Genomic DNA, 17,735 nt, shown 5'->3' with positions numbered 1-17,735 from the left:
AGACCCGAGATCGGCGTCCGCAACAGGAATATTCACCCCTTCTTCAGTGGACGGCAACCTTGGGTCCTGGTACGAAGCCCGCCTTGCGCTTGCCAACCACCAGCACCAGCAAGGTGCCACAGAAGAAGTAGGCCACCATCACGGCGTAGATGCCGGCGGTGGGGCTGCCTGTGGACTTGGTGATCGCAGCGTTGATGGAAGGGAAGACGGATGGGCCGATGGCACCAAGGCTGCTCACGAAGGCTATGCCTCCCGCGGCCGACGCCTTGGGCAGGTACTCGGTGGCGGCGGTCCAGAAGAGCGGCGTGGCCCCCGTCATGCCGATCGTTGCAATGCACAGCGCCAGCAGGGATCCCGTGAGGTTGCCGATGGTGAGGGTTGTGATGCCCATGCCAATGGCGGCCAGCGCGACACATGTGAAATAGTGGAAGCGCCGCTCGCCCGTCCGATCCGAGTTGCGGCCGATCAGGATCATCCCGATGACGCCGAACACGTTCGGGATGGCGGCCAGCAGGCCGACGTGCAGCACGTCCTTGACGCCCCAGCTCTGGATCAGCGTGGGCATGTAGAAAATGATGGTGTAGGCGCACCCCAGCAAGATGAAGTACGACGCTGCAAACACGTAGACCTTCGGGTCCCGCAGCACTTGTCCGAACGAATGGCCGCCATGGGCGCCGTTGTTGCCAACGTCCATTTCAAGGTTGTAGCGCACCAGGTTCTTTTCAGCATCGGTCAACCATTTGGCCTGGTCCGGCTTGTCGTCCAGGCAGAGATAGACCAGGGCGCCGAGTATCACAGCGGGTATGCCTTGGGTCAGGAACAGCCATTGCCAGCCGTGCCAGCCGTTCAGCCCGTCCATGTACTTGAGGGTCGCGCCGGAAATGGGGCCTGCCAGCACGCTGATGATGGCTGTCGCCGACATGAAGATCGCGATCACCTGCCCGCGCCGCACCGACGGGTACCAGTAGGTGAAGTAGAGGATGACGCCAGGGAAGAAGCCTGCCTCGCATGCGCCGAGGATGAAGCGGACGACGTAGAACTGCATCGGCGTCTCGACGAACATCATCCCCGCGGCGCATGCTCCCCAAAGAAGCATGATGCGAAGCATGGTTTTCCGCGCGCCGATCTTTGCCAGCAGGAGATTGCTCGGGACTTCGAATATCAGGTAGCCGACGAAGAACATGCCGGCGCCCAGCGCATAGACCTCGTTGTCCCAGGGCAGGGTCTTCTTCATGCCCAGCTGCGCATAACCGACGTTGACCCGGTCAAGGAACGCGATCATGTAGGAGAGCAACAGGATGGGCAGAAGTCGCCAGCCTATCTTCTTGTAAGCGCATTGACTCGACCGGTGTCGGCGGCGTGCGCAGCCAGAGTGCCGGAAACGGCACTTGCGTTGGAACTCATGGATTTGCCTCCCACGCGTCAATGCGCGTATTTTTTGTGGAGGCATGCTAAGGGTGCGCTATTTTTCTGGATTGTCGCGTAGGGGACAGCTAGGGTTTGCGTTGATGTCCTGCGTCAATGTGATGCTTTGGCTGACACGGTGAGCAACGAATGAAAATGTAAACAGTTGGAATTTGCAATCAATTGGTGATCATTCGACCCTGAAGACAACATGTCCGACGATTCGCTGAAGCTCTACCGCGCCAAGCGCAACTTCGCCATCACCTCCGAACCCGCGGAAGGTGGAACGACACGTGCCGGTTCGCTGGCGTTTGTGATCCAGAAGCATTGGGCCAGCCGATTGCACTACGACTTTCGGCTCGAACTGGACGGCACGATGAAGAGCTGGGCCGTCCCCAAGGGGCCGAGCTACGACCCGCACGACAAGCGCATGGCGGTGCAGGTGGAAGACCACCCGATGGCCTACAACCAGTTCGAAGGCGTCATCCCCGAAGGCCAGTACGGCGCGGGCAAGGTGATGATCTGGGACGAAGGCACCTGGACGCCGCTGGAGGATGCGCAAAAGGGCTACCGCGAGGGCATGCTCAAGTTTGAACTGCACGGGCACAAGATGCACGGGCGCTGGGCCTTGATCCGCATCAAGGGTCGTGGCGAGAAACAGGTGCCGTGGCTGCTGATCAAGGAAAAGGACGCCTACGTCCGGCCGGCAACCGAGTTCAGCCTGGTCGACGAGATGCCTGACAGCGTGGTGCCGCTTCGAGCGCGCGCCCCATCAAACAAAACTCCGGCGCCCGCGCGCAAGCGACGCGGGAAATCATCGACCGCTGCATCGTCCGACGTTCCCGGCGAACCGGCTGCGCTGCCCCTGAAGTTGCAACCCCAGTTGGCCGCGCTGGTCGACAGCATTCCGGCCGCCGAGGCGGAGTGGTCGTACGAGCTGAAGCTCGACGGCTATCGCATGCTGGCCCGGGTCGATGGCAAGTCGGTCCAATTGTTCACCCGCAATGGCCATGACTGGACGCACAAGCTCGCGCACCTGGTCACTTCGATCCAGGCGTTGAAGCTCGATTCAGGCTGGCTCGACGGTGAGATCGTCGTGCTCGACGACAAGGGTGTGCCGGACTTCCAGGCGCTGCAGAACGCGTTCGACAGCAGCCGCACGGCGGGCATTGCCTATTACCTTTTTGACGCTCCCTTCCTCAATGGCCGCGACTTGCGCAAGGAGCCGCTGGAGACGCGGCGCGCAATCATGCATGCGTTGTTGGAACGTCCGCCCAAGGGCCTGCGCTTCAGTGAGAGCTTCGATGCGCGGCCGCAGGACCTCCTGGATTCTGCATGCCGCATGGGCCTCGAAGGCCTGATCGGCAAGCGGCGCGACGCACCTTACGTCATGCGCCGCTCGGACACCTGGATCAAGCTCAAGTGCAAGCGACAGCAGGAGTTCGTCATCGCCGGCTACACCGATCCCCAAGGCACGCGAAACGGTTTCGGCTCGCTGCTGCTGGCCGTGCATGACGATGAGGGCAAGCTCAACTACGCCGGCAACGTCGGCACCGGTTTCGACGAAAAGGCGCTGGCCGACCTGAAGAAGCGCCTCGATGCCCTGGCCGCGCGCAAGTCCCCGCTCAGCGGACCGACCGAACTGGACCGCACGGCGCACTGGGTGGAGCCCAGCCTGTTGGCGGAAGTGAGTTTCGGCGATTGGACGCGGACCGGGCGAATCCGCCATGCGGTGTTCCACGGACTGCGTGCCGACAAGCCGGCGAAGGCGATCGTTCGCGAACGACCGAAGGAGGTCTCATCCATGGCTGCACGACCGGCGACCCAGACCCTGCCCAAGGTCACCCATCCGGAGCGTGTCATCGACGCCTCGACCGGCTTGACCAAGCTGGACCTGGTGCGCTTCTATGGACTGGTGGCGCCGCTGCTCCTGGTGCACCTGAAGGCCCGCCCGGTGTCGCTGGTGCGCGCGCCGGCGGGCGTGCAGGGCGAGTTGTTCTTCCAGAAGCACCTCGAAGGCCGCATGCCGGGCGTGAAGTCGCTGGACCCGGCGCTGGATCCGGCGCATCCCTCCTACCTGGAAGTGCCCAGCGCGCAAGCCGTGCTGTCGGCGGCGCAGATGAACGTGGTGGAGTTCCATACCTGGAACGCGGTCAAGTCGTCCATCGCCAAGCCCGATCGCATGACCTTCGACCTCGACCCCGGTGAGGGTGTCCCCTGGAAGTCGATGCAGAAGGCGGCGCACCTGGTGCGCGTGCTGTTGAATGAACTGGGGCTGGCCTCTTTCGTGAAAACCAGCGGCGGCAAGGGGCTGCACGTGGTCGTGCCGCTGAAGAAGCAGTACGACTGGGAGAGGGTCAAGTCCTTTTCCCAGGCCATCGTGCAACACCTGGCGCAGACGATTCCGCAACTGTTCGTCGCCAAGAGCGGGCCGAAGAACCGGGTCGGGAAGATCTTTCCGGACTACTTGCGCAACGGCTTTGGCGCGACCACGGCGTCGGCTTGGTCAGCGCGTGCGAGGCCGGGGTTGGGTGTGTCGATTCCCTTGAGCTGGGACGAACTCGATAACGTTCGCAGCGGTTCCCAATGGACCATCGCGAACGTGCATGAACGGCTCGACCAGGGCAACGATCCGTGGAAAGACTACGCGCCGCAGGGGCTGGCGAAGGCGATGAAGTTGTTGGACTTCAAGCCCTGAGGAGCGACTTGGCACCTGGGGCTCGTCGCGAGTGGCCTGTGCCGACGACCGCCCATGCCGGGATTGCGTGGTCTGCGAAAGGACATGAGCAAGGCTCCCTGCTACGCAACCGCCGCGTTGAGCGCAACCTGAGCGGGGTCGGGCTCGAGATCGCCAAAGCTGGTTTCGTTGGCTGCCGACAGGGCGAGCACCTTGTCGGCCAGCGGGTAGTACCAGCCCGCGTCGTCGATCGCTTCTTCGATGCCATTCGCCTCGACCGAGGGCAGGGACCTGAATGCATCCGCGTCGAAGTAGTTCACGACTTCAGCGGACGCCGGCTCCGGCGGTGGCGGCTCGCTGGAATAGAGCAAAGTGCAGAACGACAGGATCGTGATCCCGAACAGCGCCTGCCAGCCCACGAGCAACACCACGGCACCCGTCAGGAGCAGGCTGAATAGGAGGAAAAGTGGCGTCTTCATGCATCCAATGCTGCCCTTTTTCGCGGGAATAATCCAGCGATCAAATAGGAAAAAATCACGGTATTTGAAAATTCAATTGCTTGGTGTCGCACGAAGGGATTACATCTTTGGATTGATCGGTGTTTTTTTGAAGGTTAAAAAAATATCACCCATTCGGGGGTGTTTTAAACCCAAGAATTTGTAGGAGTGAACCTACATAATTTGTCAAAACGCTGTCAATCAGGGTAAATATTTTGTGTAGGATTGTTCCTACAAAATGTCGGCGCGTTGTCCTATTTCGCCTTTTGTGCAGTTGTAGTTGGTCGAAATCGAGGCCGTGGCAGCGGACCGAAGGCGGGCTCTTCAGAGGGGAAAGGTTGTAGTTCTCGTACACGATTCGGCTGTCAACTCGCCGGGCCTTGGATACGAACTTCGGCGGAGATGTGATCTCTCTTCTTGGCTGATATTTCCTTTTTTAATTGATGGAAGGCTGGTCGCGAAATCGCTTTATTTTTTGACGTTGCTCGCTTTCGGCATCTTGAATGATGTACCAAAACGTATCTTGAGATGGTTTCTTAGATGTCTATTGATATAAATCAATAAAGAGAGAGAGTTCTCGGTTGCCGGGTGGCGGGCCGCCGGAACCCCGCCGGGCTGCAGTCCGGTCTGACTTCAAAGGCCCAATTCATTGCTGTTGCGCGGAGGCACCGGTTGGCTTGTCAAATCGGCAGAAAGTGGCAAGCTGTGAAACGTTGCCTCGTACATGGAGAAGTCAATGGCTGCACGCTCCCTTGCATCCCTGTCGCTCGGCTTTGGCCTCGTGTCGATTCCGGTGCGCCTGTACTCGGCGACCGAAAGTGCCGGCACGGTTCACTTCAACCTTCTGACCAAGGACGGCGCGCGGGTGAAGCAGCAGTACGTCTCGGAGAAGGACCCGTCGGTCGTCGTGCCTCGCTCGGAGATGGTGAAGGGCTATGAGTTCGAGAAGGACCGCTACGTGCTGTTCGAGCCCGCCGAGCTGAAGTCGCTGGAGGAGGGCGGCAGCCACCTGATCGACATCGTCTCCTTCATCCCGGAGAAGGCGGTCGACCCGGTCTATTACGACAGGGCCTACTTCCTCGCGCCCGACAAGCGAGGGGGCAAGCCCTATAACCTCCTGAAGGCCGCCATGCTCGAAAGCGGCCGCTGCGCCCTGGCGCGCTGGGTCTGGAAGTCGAAGCAATATGTGGTGCAGGTGCGTGCGCAGGACGAGGGACTGGTGCTGCAGCAACTGCTGTACGCGGACGAAGTCCGTTCGTTGAAGGACCTGGACATCGAGCAGGTGACGCCTTCGGCGTCCGAACTCAAGCTCGCGTTGCAGCTGATCGACCAGATCTCCGCCGACACCTACGAGCCGACGATGTTCGAGGACGAGGAGAAGAAGCGCATCCTGGCCGCGATCGACGCCAAGATCGAAGGCAAGCAGGTGGTGGCGGTCGAACATCCCGAAGACGCGCGCGGCGGCGCCGAGGTGATCGACCTCACCGAGATGCTGCGCGCCAGCCTTTCGCGTGGCGTCAGCAGGGCCGTGCAGCCGTCGAAGCGTCCGGCAAGTCCCGCGGCTGCCGATGAGGAAGAAGTCGTCTCCCCGATGGCACGCCCGAGAGGCGCCAAGCGCGCCCCCAAGACGGCCAAGACAGTGGAAGAAGTCGCGGCGCCGGTGCGCGCTCGCGCGCGGAAGTGAGCGCCGCCGCGCCACCTGCACCCACGACCGATTCGCTGCGCGGCATCCGGCAGGCGTCCGGCCTGAGCCGGCATGCGGTGGCAAAGCTGATCGAGCTCGGCTTCGTGGACCCGGCGCGCGAGCCTGGCGGCGGTTGGCGCTTCTCCTTCCAGGACCTGGTGTTGTTGCGCTCGGCCCATGAACTGCGTGCAGCGGGGATTCCCACGCGGCAGATCCTGCGTTCGCTGCGCCGGCTGAAGGGTTCGCTGCCCTTGGAGGCACCGATGAGCGGGCTGCGCATCACGGCCGTGGGAGACCGCATTGCCGTGCGGGCGGGCGGCTCGCAGTGGGAGCCGGACACCGGTCAATTGGTGATGGACTTCAGCGTGTCACCGGGCGCCGGCGCTTCCGGTTTCGGGTCTGTGAGTCGACTGTCGAAGCCGGTGCCAATCAAGGATGGCGGTGCGTCGGTCGATGTGGATGCGATCTTCGCGCAGGCGGAAGACCTCGAGGAAACCGATGCTGCCGCCGCCGAGGCAGCCTACCGGCAGGTGCTGGCGCTCGATCCGGCGCATGCGCACGCGTATCTCAACCTCGGCTTCATGATGTGCGAGGCCGGGCGCTGCGGGGAAGCCGTGCTGCTGCTGGACGATGCCGTCCTGCACTGCCCGGATGATCCGCTGGTGCACTACAACCGCGGCGTCGCCCTCGAGGGCCTGGACCGTGTGGCAGAGGCGCTCGAAAGCTATGAGCAATGCCTGCGCCTGCAGCCAGACATTGCGGACGCGCACCAGAATGCAGCGTTGCTTTACGCGCGCGAAGGCCAACAGCAACTGGCGATCCGGCATTTCAGCGCGTATCGGCGATTGACGGCCAAGGCATGAGCCCCAGGTCGGCGAACTTTGAGTCAGCCCGACCCGCAGTTGCAAGAAATCCCGCGTGCATTCACGCCCCCGTCCGACTTCGCGGACGACGCAGAAGGCGCACGCTGAGGCTCTTACCGACATCAGGGCCCCTGAAATGGAAAACGTTCTTCAGTTCAACTCCCCGCGGTTCGAGTCTTCGGGTTTCGAACCGCCTTCGCGCTGGCTCATGCTGGCCGAGGCCCGCGCCATCTGTGAAGCGGGTAGCGCAGTCGCGCTGTGGCCGGTGCTGCAACTGACGCCGCGTGGCGACGGGCATGCGGTGCTGGTGCTGCCCGGGCTGGGCGCAGGTGATCGTTCCACGGAACTGATGCGGCGCTTCCTGCACAGCCGCGGCTATGACGCGCACGGCTGGGGCCTGGGCCAGAACCTGGGCCCGCGCGCGGGTGTCGAGGCACGGTTGATGCGCAAGCTCAAGTCACTGCACGCGTCCAGCGGCAAGGTGAGCCTGGTTGGCTGGAGCCTGGGAGGCGTGTTCGCCCGCATGATGGCTTCGCTGCAGCCGGACATGGTGCGCAGCGTCGTGACCCTGGGCACGCCCTTCATCGGAAGCCCGCGCGCCACCAGGGCGTGGCATCTCTACGAGCAAGTCAGCGGGCAACCGGCGGACGATGAAACCCGGCGTCATCTGGTGAGCCCGACGCCGCCGGTGCCCACCACCTCGATCTTCAGTCGCACGGATGGTGTGGTGTCGTGGCGCTGCAGCGTGGAGCAGCCGGGCGCGGCGGCGGAGAACATCGAGGTGCTGGCAAGCCACCTGGGCTTGGGTGCGCATCCGGCCGTGCTGTATGCGCTGGCCGATCGGCTGGCCCAGCCGCAGGGCGAGTGGCGGCCGTTCGACCGCTCGCGCCTCGGCGCCTGGGTGTACCCGGACCCGGCCCGGGCGCAATGACCTGAGGGGCGCCGCGCCAACCGCCATGTCGCAACAGCTTTCGGACCGGGAGGCAGTGGCTGCCGTGCTGGTGATGATGGTTCGTACGCGGCTGGTGGCCGCCCATATGGGCAAGACGCTGCGCACCGGCCTCCAGGCGAGCGTGCCGGTCAGCGAGCGGCCTGCGGTGCGCAGGGGCCTCGATGCGCTGCTGGACCACGGGATCCTGGCGATGAGCGGTGAGTTCATCGGCTTTACGGCCAAGGGGAGGATCTACCTGGCCCATGTGCAGCAGGCGCTCGGCCAGACGCCGTCAGCCTATGAGCACGACGACCAGAGCCCCGCCGTGCTGGCGGCCCTGATCGACGCCATCGAGCAGGATGAGCGCTTCGAGCCATATACCAGCATCGAAGAGGTGCAGTCGCTGCCGGCGCGCCTGGAAAGCCATGTACCGAAGCGCAAGCCGGTGATCCGCACGCGTTGGCTTCTGTCGCTGGCACTGGCCGCCGGGGCTGCCGCGTTCTACGTGGCGAGGCTGTAGCGCCCGACCTGCCACCACGAGGGCAGCAGGCGTCGGACTTCGGGCCGGTCGAAGCGGTCGTCCATCAGGTAGACCACACCGGAATCGCTTTCAGTGCGTATCACGCGGCCGGCCGCCTGCACCACCTTGCGCAGGCCCGGGTAGAGGTAGGTGTAGTTGTAGCCGTCTCCGCTGAAGAGCGTTTCCATGCGCTCGCGCATGACCTCGTTCATGGCGTTGTGCTGCGGCAGGCCGAGGCTCGCGATGAACGCGCCGATCAGCCGGTCGCCGGGCAGGTCCACACCTTCGCCGAAAGCACCCCCGAGCACCGCGAAGCCGACGCCTTGGCCGCCCACCTGGAAGCGCGCAACAAAGGCTTCCCGATCGGCCTCCGCCATGCGCCGCGATTGCGACCAGGTCGGGATGCCGGGCCAGCGCTGCGCGAAGGTCGTATGTGCCGCTTCGAGGTAGTCGAAGCTGCTGAAGAATGCGAGGTAGTTGCCCGGTCGGCGTGAGAACTGCGAGCCGATCAGGTCCGTCAGGGCGTCGAGCGAGCCGGCGCGGTGCTGGAAGCGCGTGGAGATGCGCGGCGTGACCTGCACGCTCAACTGGTGTGTCTGGAAGGGCGAGGCCACATCGAGCTCCAGCGTGTCGTCCGGCAGGCCGAGCATGTCGCGGTAGAAGGGGAAGGGCGCGAGGGTGCCGGAAAAACAGACGGTCGACATCGATGCCGCGAAGCGCGGCTTGAGGAAAGGCGCGGGCACCAGGTTGCGGATGGTCAGCGCGTCCTCGCCCCCATCGTCGGTCGACGTGACTTCGAACACCGAATGCGCGCCGAACGCGTCGGCCATGCGCAGGAAGTACAGCATGTCGAAGAAGAAGCGCTGCAGCGGCCCGTGCGCGTCCTTGGGCGTGACGGCGAAGTGTTCGGCGATGGCCGAGACGGCCTCCTGCAGCGGTTGCAGCAGTCCGTCAGGAATGGCATCGAGCGCGGCGTAACCGCTGGCTTGCTGCGACTGCAGCAAACGCCACTCCCGGCGCACGGCGACCAGCCGCGGCTTGATGCCGGCGGGCGCGATGCGCAGGGCCTCGTCGAAAGGCTGCGCGGCCAGTGCCGCCGTGTACATGGCACGGGCGCGCTCCAGCAGGTTGTGCGCCTCGTCAACCAGCACGGCGACACGCCATTCCTCATCCCTCGTCAGTGCGAAGAGGAAGGCGCTGCTGTCGAAGTAGTAGTTGTAGTCCGCCACGATGACGTCGCTCCAGCGCGCCATCTCCTGCGCGAGGAAGTAGGGACAGACGGCATGGGCCTGGGCGATGCTTCGCAACTGCGAGCGGCCGAGTTCGCGCGTGGCCATGGCTTCGCGGCGGGCATCGGGCAAGCGGTCGTAGAAGCCGCGCGCCAGCGGACAGGATTCGCCGTCGCAGGACTTGCCGGGGTGTTCGCAAGCCTTTTCGCGGGCCGTCAGTTCCAGCACGCGCAGCGACGCGCTGTCGCGGCCCGCCAGGCCGAGTGCTTCGAGCGCCACCGCGCGGCCCGGCGTCTTGGCGGTGAGGAAGAAGACCTTGTGCGTCTTGTGCGCGGCCCAGCCCCTGAGCAAGGGCCAGGTGGTCGCGACCGTCTTGCCGATGCCGGTGGGCGCCTGCGCGATGAGGCAGCGCCCGGCGGCAGCGGCGCGGTAGACGCCCTGCGCCAGTTCGCGTTGGCCCGGCCGGAATGTCGCGTGCGGGAAGGACAGCGCTTCCAGTTCCTGCCGCAGTGCGAGGTGGCGATCGTCTTGCCGTTCGGCCCAGGCCGTGAAGGTCACGCAGAGCTGCTCGAAATGCGCGCGCAATGCATCGCGAGGCCAGCGCTCTTCCAGCAACGTTTCCTCGCCGTTGGCCAGGTCGAGATAGACCAGCGCCACGGTGATCTCTTCGAGTGAATCACGCTCGCAGAGCATCCAGCCATAGCACTTGGCCTGTGCCCAGTGCAGCGCGCGGTGGTTTTCGCGGATCGCGTCGAACCGGCCGCGAAAGGTCTTGATCTCTTCGACGCGTCGGTGCTCGATGTCGCAGCCGTCGGCGCGCCCACGTACCAGCAGGCCCGCACAAATGGCAGAGAGAGAAACCTCGCGCTCATAAGTCGCGCCGCGCCGCGATTGGACCAGGCTGTGGCCGGCCATGCCTTCCTGCGCGCTGGGCGCCGGCACGAAGCGAAAGTCCAGGTCGCCCGCCTTGGCGCCGAATGCGCAAAGGGCCTTGACCGACACCGCGTGGTGGGCGGCGGCCAGCGGCTGCTTCAGTGCGGGTGCGGTGGCTGCGGAGGGCATGGAGCGGCGAAGGGGGCAGGTGAGTTTCGGGGCAAGGTTTCGTGTAACCGTGAAGTATCTCCATAAGCCCCTTTGCCGCGGTTGGTTGTATACATGGCTGAAGACAGACTCTAGGGTTAACCCTTAAAATTCAGCCCATACCACAGATCAACCAACTCACTTACCAGGACTACCCCATGTCGATCCTCCATCGTGCCATCTCCGCCCTGCAACGCAGCTTCCAGTCCAAGGAAGAAATCGAAGACGCCTACCTGGCCGGTTCCGTCGACATCTATGACCTCGAGCGCCGCATGCGTGCACTCGACCAACGCGACACGCAAGAGCCCTTCCACCTGCGTCACTCGATCTAAGTTTCGTCAGATCCCTTCGGCAGCGGAGCGCCGGCAGGCAGGGCCTGCGACTGCTCCGTATCAGGTCGCGGCCAGATGCCGGACCCAGGTGGCCGCGCTGTCGAGCACCTGCGCCAGCACCTCGTCGTCATCGCGACCGGTGCGCTTGAGGACGTGGAAAGAATGATCCGCGTGCTCGATCTCGACGATCACCGCGTTTTCTCCCAAGCCGCCAACGACCGAGCGAATCTTCTCCAGGTCCGCAAGCTTGTCGGCCGTGCCCTGGATGAACAGCATCGGCACTCGCACATCGGAAAGATGCTTCGCGCGGGTGATGGATGGTTCGCCCGCGGGATGCAGCGGGAATCCCAGGAATACCAGGCCCACCGCGCAAGGCAGCAAGCCCAGCGCCTGCGCCTGCGAAGTCATGCGGCCGCCGAAAGACTTGCCGCCTGCCACCAGCGGCAGCGCGCCGAATCGCCTTGACGCTTCCGCCACGGCGGCGCTTACCGTCGCATGTGCCTTGGCCGGCGTGTCCGTCCGCTTGCCGCCGGCCTCCATGTAGGGGAACTGATAGCGCAGCGTCGCAATGCCTCGCCGTGCCATGCCCTCGGCGGCGGCGGCCATGAAGCTGTGCGTCATGCCTGCGCCCGCGCCGTGGGCGAGCACGTAGCAGGCGATTGGATCCGGCGGCGCCAGCACGAGCCCGGAGACGGTGGACCCGTCTTCGAGCGGGATGGTGACAGGTAGCGCATTGAAGGTCGATGTCATGGCGGTTCGGCGGCATGTTCGATGGGGCACAGCACTCTACTGCGGGCGGGACGTTCCCTCGCATCGCACTGTGTGTCGGGCCAGAAGGCGCATTTCAGGTTTCCACGACGGGCCCGCAAGAGCAGCCGCCTCTGGCAGCCGCACGAAGCGCCGCTGGCGCATTCGGGGGTGGGTCTATTTCAGGCACGCACTTCCGTCCGTTCGCGAGTTCCCGTATTGCCGCGCGACCTTCATCCAGTCCGCTGCGTTCCGGAATCGAGAGTCTGCCGCACCCTCAATGCCAGTTGGTCCACGCTGAAGGGCTTCGTGAGCAAACGTGTGTCTGGGCCGAGCGCGCCGTTGCGCGGCATTGCGCGCCGGGTGTAGCCGGTGGTCAACAGCACCTTCAGGCCCGGCACCCGCTGGCGCGCGCGGTCAGCCAGTTCGCGGCCGGACATCTCGGGCATGACCACGTCGGTGAACAGCAGCGAGACGGTGCGTCCCTCACCCAGCATTCGAAGAGCATCGTGCGCGCTGGCCGCCTCGATGACGCTGTAGCCGAGTTCGCACAGCGCCTCGACCGACACGGTGCGCAGGCGCGGCTCGTCTTCCACCACCATCACGACCTCATCCGCGGTGCCACGAAGCACCTGCGTGCGCTGCGCGGCGGGCGCTGCGGAGGCAGCGATGGCCTCGCCGTGGTGGCGGGGCAGGTAGATCTCCACGACCGTGCCCCTGCCCGGCGCGGATTCGACTTTCACATGGCCGCCCGATTGACGCACAAATCCATAGACCTGGCTGAGCCCAAGCCCGGTGCCCTTGCCCACGTCCTTGGTCGTGAAGAAGGGGTCGAAGGCCCGGGCCATGACCTCGGGCACCATGCCGACGCCGGCGTCCTTGGTGGTGATGAGAACGTACTCGCCTGCGGCGATCGCGTAGTTCTTCGCCTCGGCGGCGTCGATGACGGCGTTCGCTGTCGCGAGCGTGAGCGTGCCGCCGTCGGGCATGGCGTCGCGGGCGTTGATGCAAAGGTTGACCAGCGCGTTCTCGAGTTGCGCGCGGTCGGCCATCACCGGCCCGACCTCGGCGCCAAGCACCGTTTCGACGCGGACCCGTTCGCCGAGCGTGCGCGCGAGCATGTCGCTCATGCCGGTGACCAGGTTGTTGGGATCGATCCGTTCGGGCGCCAGCGATTGCTGCCGCGAAAACGCCTGCAGCCGGTTGGTGAGGGCGGCGGCGTGGCGTGTGCCCTCGATGGCCGCATTGGCCAGGCGTTCGACGTCGGCGTCGCCGTGGGCCAGCTTGCGCTGCAACAGGTTCAGGCTGCCCATGATGACGGCGAGCATGTTGTTGAAGTCATGCGCGATGCCGCCGGTGAGCCGGCCGACGGCCTCCATCTTCTGGACCTGGCGCAACTGCTCCTCGGCCTTGGTGCGGTCCTCGACCTCGTCGTGCACGCGTTGCTCCAGCGTTGCATTGAGCGATTGCAGCGCGGCCTCGGTGCGGTGCCGTTGCGCCACCTCGCGTGCCAGTTCCTCGCGGTGGCGGGCGATCTCGCGTTCCTGCGCCTTCTGCGCGGTGATGTCGCGGCCCTCGGCCGTGATGAACACCACCTTGCCGGTTGAGTCCATGACGGGGGAGAGCGAGGCGTCGATGATGATCGTTTCGGTGCCGCCGGCGCGGCCGCAGATCTCGGCATCCCAACGGACGAACTCGCCTTGGGCGGCGCGCGCGATGGATGCACGCAGCGTGGCGCCTTCGTCGCGCACCTGCCACCAGAAGGTGGTCCAGAAGGGCTTGGCCTCGACATCCGACAGCTTGATGCCGACGCCGTCGAGCGCGACCTGGTTGATGTCCAGCACGGTGCCTTGCGCATCCAGCAGGCCGACGAACTGGACCATGGAGTCCAGCGTGATGCGGGCGATTTTCTGCCGGTACAGCTCGCGCGTGTCGCCCGCCTGGAGTTGGATGCCGCGGACGTTGACGAGATGGGGTCGCGTGTCGCGCACGTTGAAGAGATTGGCGGTCATCGAGGGATTGAACGTCATCTGGAACAGGTGGAGAGCGCGGTGGTGGGTACCTTGCGCCCGGTGTCTCTCCCTGTGGCTGTGAGCAATCTTTTGTTATCAGTCCGATCGACATGGCCAAGCCACATCGATCCGGGAGATTACACGGGAACAAAGGCGCCGGCTGTCGGACGTTCTCGCCAATGCGTTCTACTTAAATGTTCTATTGACAGGACATTCGAAGCACCCAATCATCTGGCCATGCCGCGTATGCCGTTGCCCAAGTACCACCAGGTCTACCTGCTGCTGCGGGAGCAACTCGGCGAAGGACGCTTTGCCGAGGGGCTGCCGGGCGAACTTGCGCTGGTGGTGCAGTTCGGCGTGGCGCGCGTCACGGTGCGGCGGGCGCTGGAGCAGCTTGCGGCCGAGGGTCTGATCGTGCGCAATCCGGGGCGGCGCACGCGGGCGCTGCCGGCGGTGGCTGCAGCCGGCTCCGGCGGGCGCGAGGGTGCAGCCACCGGGCAGGCCCGACTGCGCACCTCGGTCAAGGTGATCGACGTGTCGACCATCGCGGCATCGCGCCAGGTGGCGGACGCGTTGAAGCTGGATCCGGGTGATCCGGTGCAGAAGGCCGTGCGCGTTCGCTCGACACGCGAAGGGCCGCTGTCGTACATCACGAGCTACGTGCCGGCCGACATCGCGCGGCGCTTCGGCCGGCGTGAGCTGGCGAGGAAGCCGCTGCTGATGCTGCTGGAGGAGTCCGGCGTGAAAGTCGGTCGCGCGCACCAGGCCATCTCGGCGGGGCTGGCAGACAACGTGCATGCACAACACCTGAAGGTCTCGGTCGGCTCCGCGCTCCTCACCGTGCGGCGCCTCGTCTGTGACGACGCCGAGCGGCCGGTGCAGTGGCTGCACGGCGTCTACCGACCCGACCGTTACGCCTGCGAGATGGAACTGTCCCGCAGCGGCGGCATCGATGCCAAGGTGTGGGTCAACCACGATGTGCCAGCCCAGCCTTTGCGCCGATTGAAGAAGTAGCAGAGAGCGGCGATGCTGTAGACGCCTTCTTCCCCGGGGCAAGTGTCGCCGTCAACGGGTTGCGCCTCGTCCTGCTCGAAGGGGCCAAGTGCGCCGATGTCGGGGAGGTATGGCTGATGTGTCTGGGTGAGCGGTGTGTACGTCATATAGCCGCATCCCTTGCACGATGAAGAACCCACGCACTCGTGTCGGCGCACTCGCATGCAGGGCCTGTTCAGCAGCAGCTTGTGTAGCTGGGACAATGCAGCGATGGCTCAAGGCAAACGAATTTCCGTAGACATCCACGAGGACGCGCTCCGCGCGATCAAGGACATGGGCGCAGCTGCGAAGCAGGGGCGCCTTGCGGCCGGCGAGGGTCAGTCCGCAGCGGCCGCGCGCCTGGGCGTGCATGTCCAGACCATCGCGCGGATCGAATCGGGCGAGCCGGGCGTTGCGATCGGCCATGTGCTTGGCATGCTGGCGCTGTACGGCATCTCGATGGAATTGCGTCCCCCGGCGGCCTGAATCCGGTTGGGCTTGGCCTGAGGGTCAAGAACTGGGACGGACGGGCAACTGGCTTCGGAGCCGGCTGCCTGCAGTCGAGGCATCTACCATCCAAAGGTGCTTTCATGAACCTCCAGATCGACCCCGCATCGCGCGTGCACTTGCTCGCGCAGGATCATCAAGCCATCGCCCGCACGCTGGGATCGCTCCAGCAGGGCTTCACCGCGCGGGACGCGCAACGCCTCACCGGCGTCTACAGCGATGACGCCGACTGGGTCAATGCGTTCGCCAGCCGCAAGCGCGGCCGTCCCGAGATCATTGATGTACATGGACGCGAACCGCGAGCAGACCTACGCCGGGCACTCATAAGTCGCGTGCAGTTGGCATCAAGGGGCGTCACCCCGGCCAAAGCTGCTTCGATAAAAAAGTGTGATGGTAAGACAAGCGTAATTCACCCCACGCATCCGCCTCGGAATCGACACTGGCAGAACGATGGCGCCATGCCCATGGCGCCGCCCAACAACTCGATCCGGGACATTGCATGAACTCATTCCTCGCGCGCTGCGCATTGGCGCTGGCCGCTCTACTGCCCGTGTGCACCGTCACGAGCGCAGCGGACGCCTACCCAGCAAGCCCATCAAGATCCTCGTCGGCTACAGCGCGGGCGGCGCGGTCGATGCGGTTGCGCGCTCGGTCGGGCAGCGAATGGCCGCGACGCTGGGCCAACCGGTGGTCGTCGAGAACAAGCCGGGCGCCGGCACCAATATCGCGGTGAAGGCACTGACCACCAGCGCGCCGGATGGCTACACGCTGCTGCTCGCGGCCAACGCGTTGGCGGTGAATCCGTCGCTGTTCCAACCGGCGCCGTATGACCTCGATCGCGAGTTCACGCCGATCGCGCTGGTCGGACGGGTGCCGGTGGTGTTTGCGGTGGGCGAGGGCTCGTCGATCAAGACGCTGGCGCAACTGGTTGCGGCGGCCAAGGCCAAGCCGGGTGGCGTTCGCGTCGCGACGCCGGGCAACGGCTCCACGCCGCACCTGGCCATGGAACTGTTCCAGCACACGGCGGGCCTCCAGTTGACCCACGTCCCGTACAAGGGCGGCGCGCAGGCGATCACCGATGTGCTCGGCGGCCATGTCGACGTGGTGGCGGTCAATGCGCTGGAGGTGCTGCCGCTGGCCAAATCCGGCAAGCTGCGCGTGCTGGCCGTGATGAGCCCCGATCGTGCTGCAGTGCTACCGGGTGTGCCGACCGTGGCCGAATCAGGCTACGCGGGTTTCGAAGCCAGCGTCTGGTATGGCTTCGTTGCGCCGGCGGGCTTGCCCGCGCCGGTGCTGGTCACGCTGCACGACGCGGTGCAGAAGGCAATCCAGTCGACTGAAGTCAAGGAACAATTGGCCGCAGCGGGTGGCGTGCCGCTGCCGGGGCCGACCGCGCAGTTCGAAAAGCTGCTCAAGAGCGACGCCGCGCGCTATGGCAAGCTGATTCGTGAAGCCGGCATCAAGCCGGATTGAAGCAAGGTCACCGTCGAAGAGCGCTTTGCGAAAGTACCGAGGAGACAACATGAAGACTGCGATCAGGTGCATCTGCTCGATGGCCACGAAGGGCTTGCTCGAAGAGCTCGCGGCTGACTATTCGAAACGCGGCGGCGTCACAGTCGCGGTCGAAGCCGTCGGCGGTGTCGAAGCCGCGCGGCGGGTGGCGGCAGGCGAGGTCTTCGACCTGGTGGCGCTGGCATCGGACGCCATCGACAAACTGGTCGCGGCAGGCAAGCTCGACGGGGCCGGCAAGGTGGACCTGGTTCGCTCCAGTGCAGGCGTGGCCGTGCGCGCGGGGGCTGCGCGACCCGATATCTCCACCGAAGAGGCGTTGCGGACGGCGGTGCGCCAAGCATCCAGCGTTGCCTATTCGACAGGCCCCAGCGGCGCCGCGCTTCTTGCCATGTTCAAGCGCTGGGGTATCGAGGACGAGTTGCAGGGCCGTCTGGTGCAGGCGCCAACCGGCGTGCCGGTCGGCTTGCTGGTCGCGCGAGGCGATGCGGCGCTGGGCTTCCAGCAGATGAGCGAGCTCATCGGCGTCGAGGGCATCGATCTCGTCGGCCCCTTGCCGACAGAGAGCCAGATCACGACGACGTTCTCTGCCGCTCCGGGCATCCGCGGCACGCAAGCCGGCGCAGTGCGCGCGTGGCTCGACTTCATGACCTCGGACGAAAGCGCAGACGCCAAGCGAAGGCACGGCATGCGTCCCGCCTGATCGACCAT

At 64.9% G+C, this 17,735-nt stretch carries 16 protein-coding genes; 11 read left to right on the top strand and 5 right to left on the bottom strand.

Translation table 11 applies throughout. From position 1 onward, the window contains the following. Positions 1 to 43 precede the first annotated feature (43 nt). A complete protein-coding gene (locus WKW82_RS15280) occupies positions 44 to 1,282 on the bottom strand; it encodes an MFS transporter (protein WP_422823495.1) in 1,239 nt (412 codons plus the stop codon). A 333-nt stretch (positions 1,283 to 1,615) separates the two neighbouring features. Here WKW82_RS15280 and ligD point away from each other — a divergent pair, with 333 nt between their 5' ends. Then, positions 1,616 to 4,102, top strand: a complete 2,487-nt coding sequence (ligD, locus tag WKW82_RS15275) for a DNA ligase D (protein ID WP_340343147.1) — start codon at positions 1,616 to 1,618, stop codon at positions 4,100 to 4,102. A 101-nt stretch (positions 4,103 to 4,203) separates the two neighbouring features. Here the strand turns inward: ligD and WKW82_RS15270 are convergent, their stop codons facing one another. Next, on the bottom strand, positions 4,204 to 4,560 hold the full coding sequence (locus WKW82_RS15270) for a hypothetical protein (protein WP_340343146.1): 357 nt from the start codon (positions 4,558 to 4,560) through the stop codon (positions 4,204 to 4,206). Between the two features lie 754 nt (positions 4,561 to 5,314). Between WKW82_RS15270 and ku the strand changes: the two genes are divergently transcribed. From ku to WKW82_RS15250, 4 genes are all read left to right on the top strand, one after another. Further along, a complete protein-coding gene (gene ku, locus WKW82_RS15265; protein WP_340343145.1) occupies positions 5,315 to 6,262 on the top strand; it encodes a non-homologous end joining protein Ku in 948 nt (315 codons plus the stop codon). Next, a complete protein-coding gene (locus tag WKW82_RS15260) occupies positions 6,259 to 7,125 on the top strand; it encodes a tetratricopeptide repeat protein (RefSeq protein ID WP_340343144.1) in 867 nt (288 codons plus the stop codon). The genes ku and WKW82_RS15260 overlap by 4 nt, the downstream gene beginning before the upstream one ends. A gap of 136 nt (positions 7,126 to 7,261) precedes the next feature. After that, complete coding sequence (locus tag WKW82_RS15255; RefSeq protein WP_340343143.1) at positions 7,262 to 8,056, top strand: lipase family alpha/beta hydrolase; 795 nt, start codon at positions 7,262 to 7,264, stop codon at positions 8,054 to 8,056. A gap of 25 nt (positions 8,057 to 8,081) precedes the next feature. Then, on the top strand, positions 8,082 to 8,576 hold the full coding sequence (locus tag WKW82_RS15250) for a hypothetical protein (RefSeq protein ID WP_340343142.1): 495 nt from the start codon (positions 8,082 to 8,084) through the stop codon (positions 8,574 to 8,576). Here WKW82_RS15250 and WKW82_RS15245 read toward each other — a convergent pair. After that, entirely contained in the window at positions 8,558 to 10,867 is a 2,310-nt protein-coding gene (locus tag WKW82_RS15245; protein ID WP_340343141.1) for a helicase C-terminal domain-containing protein, read from the bottom strand. The genes WKW82_RS15250 and WKW82_RS15245 overlap by 19 nt on opposite strands. 176 nt (positions 10,868 to 11,043) lie before the next feature. Here WKW82_RS15245 and WKW82_RS15240 point away from each other — a divergent pair, with 176 nt between their 5' ends. Further along, complete coding sequence (locus WKW82_RS15240; protein ID WP_340343140.1) at positions 11,044 to 11,217, top strand: DUF3563 family protein; 174 nt, start codon at positions 11,044 to 11,046, stop codon at positions 11,215 to 11,217. Positions 11,218 to 11,277: 60 nt separating this feature from the next. Here WKW82_RS15240 and WKW82_RS15235 read toward each other — a convergent pair whose 3' ends face one another. Together WKW82_RS15235 and WKW82_RS15230 are read right to left on the bottom strand one after the other, a co-directional pair. After that, positions 11,278 to 11,967: an alpha/beta hydrolase family protein gene (locus WKW82_RS15235; protein ID WP_340343139.1), complete on the bottom strand. Its 690-nt coding sequence runs from the start codon at positions 11,965 to 11,967 to the stop codon at positions 11,278 to 11,280. A 230-nt stretch (positions 11,968 to 12,197) separates the two neighbouring features. Next, complete coding sequence (locus tag WKW82_RS15230) at positions 12,198 to 13,994, bottom strand: ATP-binding protein (protein WP_340343138.1); 1,797 nt, start codon at positions 13,992 to 13,994, stop codon at positions 12,198 to 12,200. Between the two features lie 228 nt (positions 13,995 to 14,222). On the opposite strand from WKW82_RS15230, the gene WKW82_RS15225 reads away from it, so the two are divergent. The 5 genes from WKW82_RS15225 (at position 14,223) to WKW82_RS15205 (ending at position 17,727) form a co-directional block, all read left to right on the top strand. Beyond that, complete coding sequence (locus WKW82_RS15225) at positions 14,223 to 14,990, top strand: GntR family transcriptional regulator (protein ID WP_340343217.1); 768 nt, start codon at positions 14,223 to 14,225, stop codon at positions 14,988 to 14,990. 201 nt (positions 14,991 to 15,191) lie between these two features. Then, complete coding sequence (locus WKW82_RS15220; RefSeq protein WP_340343137.1) at positions 15,192 to 15,494, top strand: helix-turn-helix transcriptional regulator; 303 nt, start codon at positions 15,192 to 15,194, stop codon at positions 15,492 to 15,494. A 104-nt stretch (positions 15,495 to 15,598) separates the two neighbouring features. Further along, the gene (locus WKW82_RS15215) at positions 15,599 to 16,018 is read left to right on the top strand and encodes a Cif family virulence factor (protein ID WP_340343136.1); all 420 of its coding nucleotides are present in this window, start codon (positions 15,599 to 15,601) and stop codon (positions 16,016 to 16,018) included. After that, positions 16,011 to 16,988, top strand: coding sequence for a Bug family tripartite tricarboxylate transporter substrate binding protein (locus WKW82_RS15210; RefSeq protein ID WP_340343135.1), 978 nt, complete (start codon positions 16,011 to 16,013; stop codon positions 16,986 to 16,988). The genes WKW82_RS15215 and WKW82_RS15210 overlap by 8 nt, the downstream gene beginning before the upstream one ends. Before the next feature lie 49 nt (positions 16,989 to 17,037). Continuing rightward, the gene (locus tag WKW82_RS15205; RefSeq protein WP_340343134.1) at positions 17,038 to 17,727 is read left to right on the top strand and encodes a substrate-binding domain-containing protein; all 690 of its coding nucleotides are present in this window, start codon (positions 17,038 to 17,040) and stop codon (positions 17,725 to 17,727) included. Positions 17,728 to 17,735: the final 8 nt, after the last annotated feature.

The sequence above is a fragment of the Variovorax rhizosphaerae genome, assembly GCF_037889975.1.
Classification (GTDB): Bacteria; Pseudomonadota; Gammaproteobacteria; order Burkholderiales; family Burkholderiaceae_C; genus Variovorax; species Variovorax rhizosphaerae.
Note: the sequence above shows the minus strand (reverse complement) of the source record. Positions and strands in the feature narration are given on the sequence as shown.

What these genes read in the sequence shown, in the direction of transcription:
- WKW82_RS15215 (WP_340343136.1), top strand. Translation starts at nt 15,599, where the DNA reads ATGAACCTCCAGATCGACCCCGCATCGCGCGTGCACTTGCTCGCGCAG.
- WKW82_RS15220 (WP_340343137.1), top strand. Translation starts at nt 15,192, where the DNA reads ATGCAGGGCCTGTTCAGCAGCAGCTTGTGTAGCTGGGACAATGCAGCG.
- WKW82_RS15235 (WP_340343139.1), bottom strand. Translation starts at nt 11,967, where the DNA reads ATGACATCGACCTTCAATGCGCTACCTGTCACCATCCCGCTCGAAGAC.
- WKW82_RS15245 (WP_340343141.1), bottom strand. Translation starts at nt 10,867, where the DNA reads ATGCCCTCCGCAGCCACCGCACCCGCACTGAAGCAGCCGCTGGCCGCC.
- ligD (WP_340343147.1), top strand. Translation starts at nt 1,616, where the DNA reads ATGTCCGACGATTCGCTGAAGCTCTACCGCGCCAAGCGCAACTTCGCC.
- WKW82_RS15255 (WP_340343143.1), top strand. Translation starts at nt 7,262, where the DNA reads ATGGAAAACGTTCTTCAGTTCAACTCCCCGCGGTTCGAGTCTTCGGGT.
- WKW82_RS15250 (WP_340343142.1), top strand. Translation starts at nt 8,082, where the DNA reads ATGTCGCAACAGCTTTCGGACCGGGAGGCAGTGGCTGCCGTGCTGGTG.
- WKW82_RS15225 (WP_340343217.1), top strand. Translation starts at nt 14,223, where the DNA reads ATGCCGTTGCCCAAGTACCACCAGGTCTACCTGCTGCTGCGGGAGCAA.
- WKW82_RS15240 (WP_340343140.1), top strand. Translation starts at nt 11,044, where the DNA reads ATGTCGATCCTCCATCGTGCCATCTCCGCCCTGCAACGCAGCTTCCAG.
- ku (WP_340343145.1), top strand. Translation starts at nt 5,315, where the DNA reads ATGGCTGCACGCTCCCTTGCATCCCTGTCGCTCGGCTTTGGCCTCGTG.
- WKW82_RS15280 (WP_422823495.1), bottom strand. Translation starts at nt 1,282, where the DNA reads ATGATCGCGTTCCTTGACCGGGTCAACGTCGGTTATGCGCAGCTGGGC.
- WKW82_RS15230 (WP_340343138.1), bottom strand. Translation starts at nt 13,994, where the DNA reads ATGACGTTCAATCCCTCGATGACCGCCAATCTCTTCAACGTGCGCGAC.
- WKW82_RS15270 (WP_340343146.1), bottom strand. Translation starts at nt 4,560, where the DNA reads ATGAAGACGCCACTTTTCCTCCTATTCAGCCTGCTCCTGACGGGTGCC.
- WKW82_RS15205 (WP_340343134.1), top strand. Translation starts at nt 17,038, where the DNA reads ATGAAGACTGCGATCAGGTGCATCTGCTCGATGGCCACGAAGGGCTTG.